The organism is Janthinobacterium sp. NKUCC06_STL, from assembly GCF_019345455.1.
GTDB lineage: Bacteria > Pseudomonadota > Gammaproteobacteria > Burkholderiales > Burkholderiaceae_D > Janthinobacterium > Janthinobacterium rivuli.
This window is the reverse complement of record NZ_JAHKQY010000003.1, coordinates 453,259-466,164: the sequence shown is the minus strand read 5'-3', so window position 1 is coordinate 466,164 and position 12,906 is coordinate 453,259. Positions and strand designations below refer to the sequence as shown.

At 63.7% G+C, this 12,906-nt stretch carries 10 protein-coding genes; 8 read left to right on the top strand and 2 right to left on the bottom strand.

Translation table 11 applies throughout. The features are described 5' to 3' along the window. Positions 1–374: 374 nt before the first annotated feature. Positions 375–2,402 carry an aminotransferase class V-fold PLP-dependent enzyme gene (locus KO539_RS14660; RefSeq protein ID WP_219310356.1) on the bottom strand — a complete coding sequence of 676 codons (2,028 nt, stop codon included), beginning with the start codon at positions 2,400–2,402 and terminating at the stop codon, positions 375–377. Positions 2,403–2,555: 153 nt separating this feature from the next. On the opposite strand from KO539_RS14660, the gene KO539_RS14655 reads away from it, so the two are divergent. Both KO539_RS14655 and KO539_RS14650 read left to right on the top strand, forming a co-directional pair. Beyond that, entirely contained in the window at positions 2,556–3,053 is a 498-nt protein-coding gene (locus KO539_RS14655) for an Lrp/AsnC family transcriptional regulator (RefSeq protein ID WP_219310355.1), read from the top strand. A 129-nt stretch (positions 3,054–3,182) separates the two neighbouring features. After that, positions 3,183–5,159, top strand: coding sequence for a methyl-accepting chemotaxis protein (locus tag KO539_RS14650; RefSeq protein WP_219310354.1), 1,977 nt, complete (start codon positions 3,183–3,185; stop codon positions 5,157–5,159). Positions 5,160–5,175: 16 nt separating this feature from the next. On the opposite strand, the gene KO539_RS14645 is transcribed toward KO539_RS14650, so the two are convergent. After that, on the bottom strand, positions 5,176–5,676 hold the full coding sequence (locus KO539_RS14645; RefSeq protein ID WP_219310353.1) for a co-chaperone YbbN: 501 nt from the start codon (positions 5,674–5,676) through the stop codon (positions 5,176–5,178). Positions 5,677–5,841: 165 nt separating this feature from the next. Between KO539_RS14645 and KO539_RS14640 the strand changes: the two genes are divergently transcribed. The 6 genes from KO539_RS14640 (at position 5,842) to KO539_RS14615 (ending at position 12,847) form a co-directional block, all read left to right on the top strand. Beyond that, the gene (locus KO539_RS14640) at positions 5,842–6,132 is read left to right on the top strand and encodes a DUF3349 domain-containing protein (protein ID WP_225243228.1); all 291 of its coding nucleotides are present in this window, start codon (positions 5,842–5,844) and stop codon (positions 6,130–6,132) included. An 80-nt stretch (positions 6,133–6,212) separates the two neighbouring features. Next, a complete protein-coding gene (locus KO539_RS14635) occupies positions 6,213–7,379 on the top strand; it encodes an HPP family protein (RefSeq protein WP_219310351.1) in 1,167 nt (388 codons plus the stop codon). Beyond that, positions 7,376–8,473: a M48 family metallopeptidase gene (locus KO539_RS14630; RefSeq protein ID WP_219310350.1), complete on the top strand. Its 1,098-nt coding sequence runs from the start codon at positions 7,376–7,378 to the stop codon at positions 8,471–8,473. The genes KO539_RS14635 and KO539_RS14630 overlap by 4 nt, the downstream gene beginning before the upstream one ends. A gap of 135 nt (positions 8,474–8,608) precedes the next feature. Beyond that, on the top strand, positions 8,609–10,420 hold the full coding sequence (locus tag KO539_RS14625; protein ID WP_219310349.1) for a DUF885 family protein: 1,812 nt from the start codon (positions 8,609–8,611) through the stop codon (positions 10,418–10,420). A 157-nt stretch (positions 10,421–10,577) separates the two neighbouring features. Next, positions 10,578–11,675, top strand: coding sequence for an SRPBCC family protein (locus KO539_RS14620; RefSeq protein WP_219310348.1), 1,098 nt, complete (start codon positions 10,578–10,580; stop codon positions 11,673–11,675). Then, complete coding sequence (locus tag KO539_RS14615; RefSeq protein WP_219310347.1) at positions 11,672–12,847, top strand: zinc-dependent alcohol dehydrogenase; 1,176 nt, start codon at positions 11,672–11,674, stop codon at positions 12,845–12,847. The genes KO539_RS14620 and KO539_RS14615 overlap by 4 nt, the downstream gene beginning before the upstream one ends. Positions 12,848–12,906 lie beyond the last annotated feature (59 nt).

Sequence of the window (12,906 nt, the reverse complement as noted above, 5' to 3'; positions counted from 1 at the left end):
TGTTCCTTGATCTGCTGCGTGACAACTGCTGTGTACTCTTTCAACTTGGGCCTCGCTAGGTGCGCGCAGGCAACCAGCGGCCACCGTCACGTTGGCCCAGTCTGGAAGAACACGATCGGACACTGGCGAAGACGGAAAGCGAAGCGCCGGAGCGTTGCGACGAATCTCAGGGTATAGGGAGATTTTCTGAACTTCATCGTAGGAGGGCGACGCAGGCAAGACCGTGCGCTAGCGTACATAGCTGGCGCTTTGGCAGCGTGTCGGCAAAGAAATTCGCGGACTGGACAGTGGAAAAATGCCGCAAGGAAACGAATAGCTTGCTCCGTGCCAATGATGACACGGAGCAATATTTCAAGGAGGAAAGTTCAAGATGCTCAGGCCGCAATGGCCAGCGGGTGGCGCGTCGCTTCCGCCATCGCCATGCCGCCGTTCAGTTGCCATGCGGCGCCATGGCCGAGGCGGCGCAGGCAGGCGCTGGCGCGCGCGCTGCGGTTGCCGCTGCGGCAGAAAAAGACCAGCGGGCGCTGCGGTTGCTGCAGCCATGCGGCCACCTGTCCCGCCAGGCGGCTCAGCGGTACGCTGCGCACCTCGCAACCCTCGAATACCGTGCCGGCGCACGCCGCGTGTTCATACGCTTCGCGTACGTCGACGAGGATGGCGTCGGGATGCTGGCGCAGAAAGGCGGGCAAGGCGGCCGCATCGAGCTGGAGTTCGGCGGACGGCACGCTACCGTCCTGCACGCTGTGCACGGTGCCGCAGATACTGCCGTCGTCGCCTGACGCGCACAGCACGGTGTCTGGCGTCAGCAGCGCCGCATCCAGCAAGGGCATCAAGGCGTCGGGCGCCAGGGTGCCGATGAAGGCGAAGCGCTGCTCCAGCAGATACACATGGTTATCACCGCATTCGATGCGGCGCAAACGCTGCTGGCCCAGTGCCAGCTCACCATCGATATCGACGTGACCGACTTGTTCGATCTCGAGTTCCTGCAGCAAGGCCAGGCGCGCCACGCCATGGTCGGCTGGCGCCGTCGTGTGCACGATGGCGCGCAAGGCCAGGTGCTGGCAGCGGATGAAGGCGGCCAGGCGCGGCACGAGCGCGGCGACGGGGTCGATGACGACGCAACTGGCGCTGGCAGCGTCGCTGAGCAGCCAGGTGCACTGGCCATCGACGCTGAGCTGAATCACGCCATCCTGTGGCGATGGCGCCAGCGCCGACGGCAGCAAACAGCTGCTGCGCAGCGCTTCACCGCAGCGCTCGATGCGCGCGCAGGCGGCGGTAATGGTCGCCGCGTCGATCAGGGGGCCGAACGACAAACGGATGGCCGAGCTGGCGCGCCATTGCGGCACGTGCATCGCTTCCAGGACATAACTGGGGAGCGCTTTGGCGGCGGAACAGGCGCTGCCCGAGCTGACGCGCACGCGCGCCGCATCGAACAGGTCGAGCAATTCTTTCGACGACAGGCCCGGCACGGAAAAATTGAGCGTCGTCGACAACGACAAATCGAACGGCATATTGAACACGATGCCAGGGAAAGCGCGTTCCAGGCTGGCCACCAGCTGCGCGCGGAACGCGGCCAGGTCGGCGTGGCTGCGGAAAGTCTTGCCATCGTCGAGCGCGGCCAGCACGGCGCCCAAGGCGGCGATGCCGGCCATGTTTTCCGTTCCCGAACGCAAGCCCGCTTCCTGGCCGCCGCCCATCATCAAGGGCGTAAACGGCGCACCCGCGCGCACGTACAGCATGCCGATGCCCTTCGGCGCATACAGCTTGTGGCCGGAAAACGGCGCGTAATCAATGCGCGTGGCGGCCAGGTTCAGTTTCAGCTTGCCCAGCGCCTGCACGCAATCGACCATCCAGTAGGCATCGGCGCCGCGCTCCTGCAGCAGCTGCGCGATGGCGGACAAATCGCTGACGACGCCCGTTTCATTATTCGCCGCCATCGTGCACAGCATGGCCGCGTCGCCGATCAGCGCATCGAGCGCCTGCAGATCGTGGCGTCCCTGCGCATCGACGGGCAGCTTGCGCACTTCCAGGTCCAGGCCCAGCAGGCGGTTCCAGTGCGCCAGGCTTTCCGGCACGGCCTTGTGCTCGGTCGCGCCATACAGCAGCAGGCTGCCGATACGCTTGCCGGAATCGCGCCGTTCGCGCAGCGCGCACAGGGCCGACAGCACGGCCGTCTGGATGCCTTCGGTGGCGCCGCTGTTGAACATCAGGCGGCCGTCGCCCACGCCCAGCAAGCCAGCGGCGCGCCGGCGCACGCCATCCATCATGGCCTTGGCCTGCAACCCCGTCGCGTGAGTGCTGCTGGGATTGCCATAACCCTGCTCCATCGCTTGCCGGGCGGCGGCAACGGCGGCGGGCAGCACGCAAGTGGTGGCATTGCTGTCGAGGTAGATTTCTTTCATGATGGCAGTCTGACTATTCTATAAAAAGGGGGCAGCGCAGGCGGCTGGAACATATGGATAGTCTACCGGCCGGCCCCCGTGAAGATATGCCAAAAAATGCTGCAAACAAGGTACCATGCAGCATGTTTATGCCATAAAACACGGAATAACAAAATGAATTCACCAAGTACTCAGCTCGACAAATTCGACTGCGCCATCCTCGCCGCCCTGCAGCAGGACGGCACCTTGTCGATCGCGGCCCTCAGCGAGAAGATCGGCTTGTCCAGCACGCCGTGCTGGAAGCGGGTCAAGCGCCTGGAGGAAGACGGTTATATCGAGAGCCGCGTGGCCATCGTCAACCGGCAAAAAGTGGGCTTGCCTGTGACCGTCTTCGTCAGCGTGCGCACGGGCCAGCACGATGAGAAATGGCTGCGCCGCTTCGCCGCCGCCGTCATCGTCTTGCCCGAAGTACAGGAATTTCACCGCATGAGCGGCGACATCGACTACCTGCTGAAAGTCGTCACGACCGACATCAAGGGTTATGACACCTTCTACAAAAAGCTCATCAAGGCAGTGCAATTGACGGGTGTCTCGTCCGCCTTTTCCATGGAACAAATCAAGTGCAGCACGGAATTGCCGCTGGAATTGATCGCCCACGGCTTGCCTGCCTGATGAGAAAACGCGTTGCTGCAATGCAACATAAATGAATGAAAAGCAGCAATGGTGCGATGGAACGCGCAGTGCGGCCGGTATACTGTCGGCCTGTCTGCCCGTAGTGCAGGCCATACTCCAAGGTCTTCCATGTCTCTGCTCCGCCGCCTCTCCATCCAGAAAAAACTCCTGTTCAGCATGGGCTTGTGCCTGCTGCTCTTCATGGCGATCTCGTCTTTCCTCAGCGTGCGCATGAGCAGCGATTACGTGCGCGAGCGCGTCGTCAGCCAGGAATTGCCGGCGCAAGTGGGCGAGATACGCAATGACGTGCTGCGCCAGATCAGCCAGCCTCTGTCCGTGGTGCAAACCATGGCCAACGATGTCTACCTGCAAGACTGGGAAGACGCAGGCTTGCCCGACAGCGGCATCGCCACCTTCCAGCGCTATGCCAAGGTGGTCAAGGAAAAGAACAAGGCCGCCTCGATCAACTGGGCCTCGGCCAGCACGGGCAAGTATTTCACCACCGAAGGCTTGCTGCGCACCCTGGACAAGAACCAGGCGGCAGACCAGTGGTTTTATGGCTTGCTGGCCGGCGACAAGGCCTACACGCTCGATATCGACAAGGCGGAAAACTCCAGCGACCTGATGTTGTACCTGAATGCGCGCGGCCAGACGGCGGGCGGCAAGCAGATCGCGGCCGGTCTGGGCCTGTCCATCAATGCGCTGGCCGATACCATCCGCAGCTACAAGATCGGCCAGACGGGCCATGTCTACCTGGCGCGCGCCAACGGCGTGCTGCTGGTGCACCGCGACACGGCGCTGGCCGACGGCAAGCATGCACTCAAGGATTTGCCCGGCTTTAGCGATACCCTGAGCCAGAGCCTGCTGACGGGCAAAAAATACGCGTATGCCATCTACGACGCGCCTGCCGGACGCCAGTTCGTCGCCGCCTCTTTCGTGCCGGAATTGAATCTGTACGTGATGGCCGAAGTGCCGGAAGCGGAAGTGCTGGGCAATGTCACGCGGTCGGCCCTGATCGCCGCCCTGATCGCCGGCCTCGTCGGTGGCGGCATCGCCCTGCTCATCATCTATGTCATCAGCCGCGCCATTGCCGGCCCCGTCGCGCGGGCGGCCGACATGCTCAGCGAAATCGCCAGCGGCAATGGCGACCTGAGCCGACGCATGCCCGTCGAATCGGAAGACGAGGTCGGCGCGCTGGCTGCCGCCTTCAACCGCTTCGTCGCGTCGCTGAACGTGACGATACGCGAAGTTCGCGACAGTACCGGGGCCATTGCCAGCGCATCGAGCCAGATCGCGTCGGGCAATCTGGACTTGTCGGCGCGCACGGAAGCCCAGGCGTCGAGCCTGGAAGAGACGGCGGCGGCCATGGAAGAGCTGACGTCAACCGTGAAACAGAACGCGGACAATGCGCGCCAGGCCAATCAGCTGGTGGTGTCGGCCTCAAACCACGCCGTCAAGGGTGGTGAAGTGGTCGGCCAAGTGGTGCAGACAATGGGGGCGATTACGGAAAGTTCACGCAAGATCGCGGATATTATCGGTGTGATCGACGGGATTGCCTTTCAAACCAATATCCTCGCCCTGAACGCTGCCGTCGAGGCGGCCCGCGCGGGCGAACAGGGACGCGGCTTTGCCGTGGTGGCAACCGAGGTACGCAATCTGGCACAGAGGTCAAGCCAGGCGGCCAAGGAAATCAAGGACTTGATCGTCGATTCGGGCAGCAAGGTGGATGCGGGCAGCAAGCTGGTCGACTCGGCCGGCGCCACCATGCAAGACATCGTCGTTTCCGTGCAACGCGTCGCCGACCTGATGGGAGAAATCGCTTCGGCCAGCCAAGAACAAAGCCAGGGCATCGCGCAAGTCAATGCCACGGTCACGCAGATGGATGACGCGACCCAGCAAAACGCGGCCCTGGTGGAAGAAGCGGCGGCGGCAGCCCAGTCCTTGCAGGATCAGGCGGGCCGGCTGGCGCAGGTAGTCAGCGTCTTCAAGCTGGAAGAATCCGGGCATGCGGCGCAGCCACAGCCTCGGCAACCGGCGCACCAGCCCAGACTGCCCACGCCATCGCGCCCGACAGCGCCGGCCAGCGATGCGTGGGAAGAGTTTTGAAGAAGTTTGAAAGCGCTTAAATCGCCGGCGCTTTCACGCTTGCCGCTTGCTTGAAGAAGTCATAAATGCCGCTCTCGCTCATGCGACGGGCATTCGCCAGTTCGCCGCCCTTGGTGGCGTACAGCACCTGCTTGTTGTCGCTCGATACGAGCACGGCAGCCGGGATGCCTTTCTTGAGCGGATTGCCATAGGCTTGCGCCACGTCCAGGTTATGGTCGAAGTTACCCACGTCGACCTTGACGACCTTGAACTGTTGCTGCATCAACTCCGCGTTCTTGCCTTCCTTCAATGCCTTGTCGAGCGCGCGGCAATCCTCGCACCAGTTGGCGCCAAAGATCAGCAAGACGGGCACGTGCGCCGCCTTGGCTTCGGCCAGCGCGCGGGCCACGTCGGCCTTGGCGTCGGCCGCCGCGTTGTACGGCAAATGCGGCGTGGCGACAGGGTTGCTCGGCGTTGGCGCGGCGGCAATGGCGGTGCCGGCAAGCAGCAGGCTGGCAAGGAAAATAGAAAAGCGCATGCGGGCTCCTGAGATAAATCGTGGGGACCAGCTGAACAGCTGTCAGCCAGTGTGATTGTCTAGAATATGCGTACCTGTAGGAAATATCCACCATTTAATTGCACTGTGCTTATGCGGAAAACGTATAAGCGCGTATCAGCACCAACAAGGAGTAGCCGCTTGAGCATGCCAGATACCCTGCCTCCGGCTTTGTCCGGCGCCGCGCGCATGCTATGCAGTGCCTATCCCGGCGGCATGCCAGACACGGCGTATTTCGCCGTACTGGCCCTGCTGTATGAACACTTTTCCGACCGCAACCTGGCCGAGCTGATGGCCGCTGTCACGCACAAGGATGCGGCGACGGTCCTCAATGACATCTATGCCTGCGCCAGCAGCAAGCCGGCGCCGTCCGCCATCGCGGCCGTCAGGAACTTGCTGGCGCGGCACGGCTTGCAAGCCGTCTGCGCCGAGGATTAATGCCCGCAGGCAGCGAAATGGAACGCATGGGATAATATCGGGCTCACACAGAGCAACGCGGCCCGAACGCGCCCTCCCCCATGACGACTTCTTTCCTGGCACGCTGGCTGCCGCAACCGAACAACGGCAGCCGCCGCGAACAATTGCGCGCCTGCGCGGGCGCCATCTGCGGCTTGCTGCTGACGGGCCTGATCTGCCATTTCCTGCTGGCCCCCGACAGTGCCAGCGTCTACCTGATCGCACCCATGGGCGCCTCGGCCGTGCTGCTGTTCTGCCTGCCGGCCAGCCCGCTGGCGCAACCGTGGTCCGTGGTGGGCGGCAATGTCGTCTCCGGCCTGGTCGGCATGGCTTGCGTCAAATGGATGGGATCGAGCGTGGGCGTGGCGGCGCTGGCCGCCTGCCTGGCCATCGGCGCCATGTTTGCCCTGCGCTGTTTGCATCCGCCGGGCGGGGCCGTGGCGCTCACTACCGTGGTCGGCGGCGCCAGCGTGCATGCGGCCGGCTTTGAATTCGTCTTCATCACCGTGCTGTTCAATTCCGCCGTGCTGGTCGCTTGCGCCGTGCTGTACAACAACCTGACGGGACGCCGCTACCCGCACATCCAGCAACTGGTCGCGCCACATCCGCACGCCACCAGGGATGACGTGCCCAGCAACCGCCTGGGCTTTTCGCCGGACGACCTCGATGCCGTTCTGCGCCAGCACAGCGAAGTGCTCGATATCAGCCGCGATGATTTGCAAGCGATCTTCCTGCAGACGGAAATGCGCGCCTACCAGCGCCGCTTCGGCGTCGTCACCTGCGCCGACATCATGTCGAAAGACGTGCTCAGCGTGGAATTCGGCACGCCGCTCGATGTAGCCTGGCGCACCATGCGCGAGCACCAGGTGGGCGCCCTGCCCGTGCTGAACCGGGCGCGCCGGGTCATCGGCATCATCACGCAGACGGATTTCCTGCGCCATGGCGGCCTCGACGATTATCAGGGCATGCGCCAACGCCTGCGCGGCCTGCTGCAGCGCAGCGGCCTGTCCCACAGCGACAAGCCGGAAGTGGTGGGCCAGCTGATGACGCCGTCGCCGCACACGGCCCGCCTGGGCACGCCCATCATCGACCTGGTTCCCCTGATGGCCGATGCCGGCTACCACCATATTCCCATCCTCGACGATGAAGAACGCCTGGCCGGCATCATCAGCCAATCCGACCTGATGGCGGCCCTGTACGAAAGCCGCTTTGCCGAGGCCGCCGCATGACGCCATTCCAGGCGCTGCTGACCGGCCCCGATGGCGGCCCGGCCGGCACGGCCGTCAGCGCGCATTTTTTCGGTGCGCAGTTGGCCATCGATGCGCCCGGCTATAACGTCGACGTGGCGCAGCTGGTCGTCAGCGTGGGCGGTGTCGACGGACCGGAACTGTTCCTGAACTGGCTCGACGACCAAGGCCGGCAAGCGTCGCTGAAACCGCTGACCGCGAGCGACATCGCCATCGTCTTGCGCGAAGCGCCGGCCGCGCTGCAGCCGCAACTGCAACGCCTGTGGGGCGAGCGCCAGCGCAACCGGCGACAAGTATCGGGCTGGCTGGCCGGCTTGACGGGCGCGACCGTCGTCGCGGCCGCCCTGCTGTGGTGGCAAGGCGGCCATGCCATCGGCGCGTTGGCAGGATTAATCCCCTTGTCGACGGAAAAACAGCTGGGCGAACTGGCCCTGTCGCAAGTGCGCGCGCAAGGCGGCATCAGTGAAAGCGGCGTGGCGCAGCAGACGGTGCAGGAGATCGGCCGCAAGCTGACGGCCGGTTCGCGTTACCAGTACCGCTGGCTGATCAAGAACGACGACACGGTCAACGCGTTTGCCATGCCCGGCGGCATCATCGTCGTGCATACAGGCTTGCTGCGTCAGGCAGCCGATCCGGGCGAACTGGCCGGCGTGCTGGCGCATGAAGTGCAGCACGTGGAACAGCGCCATTCGTTGCGGCAAATGATCAGCAGCCTGGGCTGGGGCGCTTTGGTGGGCGTGACCATCGGCGACATCAGCGCCGTGGCCGCCATGCTGGCGCACCAGGCCGGCACTCTGTATTTCAGCCGCGACATGGAAGAAGAGGCGGACCGCCTCGGTTTGCTCGCCTTGCAGCGCGCACACATCCGTCCCGATGGCATGCTCAGCTTTTTCCAGAAGCTCGATGACAAGGACAAGGCCAAGGTGCCCGACTGGATTTCTTCGCACCCGCAAACGGCGGCGCGCGCGCAGCAGATCCGCAGCCTGATCGCCGCCACGCCGTGCTCTGCCTGCCTGCCCTTGAGCAGCAGCCACTGGCAAGCGATGAAAGCGGCCTTGCCGCCTACGGCAAAATAGCAACATTCCCCTCGTACAATTTATCCAAACGTACTGGGCAATGGCGTATGCTTACGCCCCGGCTGCTCCATCGCGACCGGCCACCCCGACCTCGCTAAGCCTCCGTTCATACCCTCCTTACAAAGGACCTCGCGCATGAAGCATCGTTTTGCCGCCGGCACCCTCGGCACCCTGGCCATCTCCCTGTTGCTCGCCCATGCGCCCATGGCGCAAGCGGCCCAGTCCGCAGCCAAAAGCGTGGCCGTCAGCGCGCCGCAAGCCAAGCAGCGGTTGCAGGTCGTGGCCGATCAGTACTACGATGCGCTGGCCCGTTTCGAGCCGATCAACGCCACCGAGAGCGGCGACAACCGTTTTGACGACCAGCTCGGTTCAGCCATCGTGCCCGCCGCGCGGGCAAAGCAGTTCGCGCTGTACCGCCAGTACCAGAAGACCCTGCGCAGCATTGCCCGCGCACAGCTGTCGCACCAGGACCAGATCAACTACGATATCCTCGACTATGAACTGGCGACGGCGCTGAGCTTCGAGCGCTTCCCCGAATACCTGCTGCCCTTGAACCAGATGGACAGCATGCCCGTCACCCTGGCCAATTATGCGGGTGGCGAGGCATCGCAGCCTTTGACCACGGTCAAGGAGTATGACGCTTACCTGAGCCGTATCGGCCAGTTGCCGGGCTGGATAGACCAGGCCATCGCCAATATGCGCGTCGGCATGCAAAAAGGCATCGTGCTGCCGAAGGCGCTGACGGAATCGGCCTTGCCGCAATTTAAAAAGCTCGTCAGCGCCACGCCGCAGGACAGCGTCTATTACACGCCCGTCAAGAGCCTGCCGGCCAGCTTTTCCGCCGCGGACAAGGCGCGCCTGACGCAAACCTACACCGTCATCATCGAAGCCAAGCTGATGCCTGCGCTGCAGCGCCTGTCCACCTTCATGGAACGCGATTACCTGCCAGCCAGCCGCGCGAGCAGCGGCTGGAGCGCCCTGCCCGATGGGGCTGCCTGGTACCAGGCGCGCGTGGCCAGCAGCACCACCACGGATTTGAAACCGGAGCAGATCCACGCCATCGGCCTGAAGGAAGTGGCGCGCATCCAGGAACAATATGCGATCGTGGGCCCGAAGATGGGCTACAACGGCCCGGCCGCCGGCTTGCCCGTGTGGGTGTCGCAGCAGGAAAAATTCCGCCCGTTCAAGACGGAACAGGAAGTGCTCGACGTCTACCGCAAGCTGAACGTGCTGCTGGACAGCAAATTGCCAGCCCTGTTCACCCTGGTGCCGAAGGCGCCGCTGGACTTGCGTCTGGAACCTGAACTGAGCCGCGACACGGCCGCCGACCACTACACGGCGCCGGCCGCCGACGGTTCGCGCCCCGGCGTGTTCTGGTCCGTCGTCACGGATCCGAAACTGTATGGCGACACGGGCATGACCACCCTGTTCCTGCACGAAGGCAAACCTGGCCACCATTTCCACCTGGCGCTGGTGCAAGAGATGGACTTGCCGAACTTCCGCCGTTTCGGCGGCAACAATGCCTTCACGGAAGGCTGGGCCCTGTATGCGGAAACCCTGGGCAAGGAAATGGGCCTGTTCGAGGATCCGGCCCAGTATTTCGGCCACTTGAATGACGAGATGCTGCGCGCCGTGCGCCTGGTGGTCGACACGGGCTTGCACACCAAGGGCTGGACGCGCGAACAGACGATCAAGTACATGCGCGACACCCTCGGCTATGACGCCGTGGCGAAAAGCGAGACGGAACGCTACATGGCGTGGCCGGGCCAGGCGCTGGGCTACAAGATCGGTTCGCTGAAGATCGTCGAACTGCGCCAGCGCGCACAGCAGGCGCTGGGCGACAAGTTCAGCCTGCCGAAGTTCCACGAAGTCGTGCTGAGCGACGGCACCCTGCCCCTGAAACTGCTGGAAGCCAAAGTCGACCGGTGGATCGCCCAGCAAAAGTAAATTAAGCCCCTCCCGCAATAGCGGCAGCGCCAGTCCGGGCTGCCGTTTTTTTCGTGCCGATATTTGATCTGGCACAGATCCAGCGCATCTCGCGCACGCCTGCCGGAACGCGTACCAGACCATGCTGCCTAATTCCCATACACAGAAGGGAGGCAGCATGCAAAACGAAGACATCAGCGATGGCGCCACGGCCAGGCCGCCCGCATGGCAAGCGTCAATGGAGATACCCGATGATGCTGGCGCATCGGCCCATGGCCACGACGCCATTCTTCATTACACGAGTGCGCACGGCCAGGCCGATGGACGGCCGCAGCGGCACATTCCCGACGCTACCGCGCACGGCAACCATGCCATGATCAGGGCACTTGGCTGGCTCAGCATCGGCCTGGGCCTGGTCCAGTTAGTGGCGCCGCAGGGCCTGGCGCGGGCCAGCGGCTTGCGCGGCGTCTCGTCTGTCTGGATACGCGCCATCGGCTTGCGCGAAATGGCCTGCGGCGTGGCCTTGCTGCGCGGAGAAACCCGGCCGGCATGGCGCTGGTCGCGCATCGCCGGCGACGCCATGGATCTGTCGCTGCTGGGTGTGGCCATGGCCAGCCGGCGCAATGCGCGCACGCGCCTGGCGGCGACGGCAGCCGTGGTGGCGGGCGTGACGGCCATCGACTATATCGCCAGCGCACAACTGGCGCCGCGCAAGCTGAGCGAATTGCCCGCGCCCGGCGAAGCGGGGCTGGCGCTGCAAAAGAGCGTCATCGTCAACCGCTCCGCCGACGATTGCTACCGCGCCTGGCGCGACCTGGAAAACCTGCCCCGCTTCATGCCGGGCCTGCAATCGGTGCAGGTAATCGATGCGCGCCGCTCGCGCTGGCATAGCGTCGAAGGCGTATGGATAGGCGAACTGACGCAAGAGTGTCCGGGCCAGGGCATGCGCTGGCGCGCGGCGGAGAACCATGCCGAAACGGGAGCGCTGGAACTGTCGCCCGCACCCGACGGACGCGGCACCGTGGTGACCATGCAGCTGCACATGCAACCACCGGCCGGCAAGGTGGGCACTGCCGTGGCCGGCCTGTTCAGCCAGGCGCCCGCCTACCAGATCGAAACCACCTTGCGCCGTTTCAAGCAGTGGATGGAAACGGGCGAGGTCAGCACCACCGAGGGCCAGCCGTCAGGCAAGCGCAGTTTCAAGACGCGCTTGCTGCACAAGGCTGGCGGCATGGCACCGGCCCCTCGGCCGCAAGCAAACGGAGGTCTGTCATGAAAGCCAATTGCTGGCACGGCAAGCGCGACGTACGGATCGAACACGTACCCGATCCCGCCATCCTCAATCCCGGCGACGCCATCATCAAGGTCAGTTCCACGGCCATCTGCGGTTCCGACTTGCATCTTTACAATGGCGTCGTGCCGACCATGGAGCAAGGCGATATCCTCGGCCATGAGTTCATGGGCGAAGTGGTGGAAACGGGCTCCGCGGTGCGCAAGCTCAAGGTAGGGGATCGGGTGGTGGTGCCGTTTCCCATTGCCTGCGGACGCTGCTTCTTTTGCGAGCAACAGCTGTACTCGGTGTGCGAGAACTCCAATCCCAATGCCTACATGGCGGAAAAGATGTGGGGCCACTCGGGCGCGGGCATCTTTGGCTATTCCCATTTGACGGGCGGCTACGCGGGCGGCCAGGCCGAATATGTGCGCGTGCCGTTTGCCGACGTCGGCCCCATCAAGGTGCCGGACGAGCTCAAGGATGAACAGGTGCTGTTTCTCTCGGACATACTGCCGACCGGCTACATGGCGGCCGAAGCCTGCGCCATCGCGCCGGGCCAGGTGGTGGCCGTGTGGGGTTGCGGCCCGGTGGGACAGTTCGCCATCCAGAGCGCTTTCCTACTCGGTGCCGAACGCGTCATCGCCATCGACCATTACCCGGAACGCCTGCGCATGGCACGCGAACTGTCCGGTGCGGAAACCCTGCATTTCGATGCGGTGGACGTACCCGATGCCCTGCGGGAAATGACGGGAGGACGGGGACCCGATGCCTGCATCGATGCCGTCGGCATGGAAGCGCACGGTTCCGGCATCAGCTATATCTACGACCGCCTCAAGCAGACGATGAAACTGGAATCGGACCGTCCCACGGCCCTGCGCGAAGCCTTGATGGCGTGCCGCAATGGCGGCGTCGTTTCGGTGCCGGGAGTGTATGGCGGTTTCAGCGACAAGATCCCGTTTGGCTCCATCATGAACCGTTCATTGACCATCAAGACGGGGCAGACACACGTGCAGCGCTACATGCAGCCACTGCTGGAAAGAATACAACGGGGAGAACTCGATCCCGGCGCCATCATTTCCCACCACTTGAGCCTGGACGAAGCGCCGCATGGCTACGAGATCTTCCAGAAGAAACAGGAGCAATGCATCAAGGTGGTGCTGCATCCCGGCCCTTGATCCCACTGGCAGGCATGTTGGCAGGCAACGCGCGCGGGGCAGACGAACAATGCGCTGAT